The sequence below is a fragment of the Intestinimonas timonensis genome (assembly GCF_900626145.1).
Lineage (GTDB): Bacteria > Bacillota > Clostridia > Oscillospirales > Oscillospiraceae > Intestinimonas > Intestinimonas aquisgranensis.
On the sequence record NZ_LR130827.1, the window covers coordinates 1 to 934 of the forward strand.

Below are 934 nucleotides of genomic sequence, written 5' to 3' on the forward strand. Positions count from 1 at the left end.
GCGACAGAGGCTTGAGAGTTGAAACGGTGGATATCGCCAATCTCAGCGATGATACCGGCGGAGTAGACCTTCCCAATGCCGGGAATAGAGGTCAGGGTATTGGGGATAATCTCAAACTGCTGTTCAATGGCCTTTTCTAAAACCTTAATTTGTTCTTTCAAGGCACGCATGGAAGCAATCGAAACGGACATCGCCTGGTTTACAGTATCGTTCACTGTCTTAGGGAGACGGTAGGAGCCTCTGGCTGCCGCCTGTACCGCTTTCGCTGTGGCCGCTGGATCTGCAAACCTGCCGCGGCCCGTTTCAGTGACGAAGGCAGTCAGTTCCTCCAAATCAGCATTCGCCAGGTCATCCACAGTTTCAAACCGTTCCATAAGGGCGATCGTAGTGGCGCTGGTATTCTGAATATCCTTGTCCTGGGCCATGCCGGAGCATTTGAGGAATAAGTAGTTGGCAAACCGCTGTTTCTCACGGGTTAGGTTTTGAATCACGTCAAATCTGGCTCTGGTAAGCGTTCTAAGCGCCTGGTAGCGATAGTCGTCCATATAGACCTCCTTGGCGATCCTGCCAAAACGGAGATGGTCGGCAATCACAAAGGCGTCCACCCAATCGTTCTTCGGCAGGTCGGGATAAGCATCCTTGAATTTCCGTACCTGCTTGGGATTGAGGACATGGATCTTTCTCTGAAAGCGGCCAAGGCTGCCATCTTCTCGGAGAGCGTAGACAAGGCTGTCTCCGTAGATGGAGGTGGCCTCCAGGCCGATTATCACATCGCTGAGCTGCATGGAACCGAGTGCCGACACGATCCTCTCTGATAACAGTTTAGCACCGCCGAGATTATTCTGCACGGAAAAGCTGGAGTGCTTGCTGCCGTCCGGCTTCATCAGGTAGGCCACATTGTTCCTGCTGCCCACATCAATGCCTACAAAAAGTG

Annotated in this window: 1 protein-coding gene; it reads right to left on the reverse strand. The window is 52.5% G+C overall.

Features of this window, described 5'->3' with window-relative positions:
• A partial coding sequence (locus tag E0E29_RS17180) for an IS110 family RNA-guided transposase (protein ID WP_130850976.1) occupies positions 1-934 on the reverse strand: 934 nt, incomplete at both ends.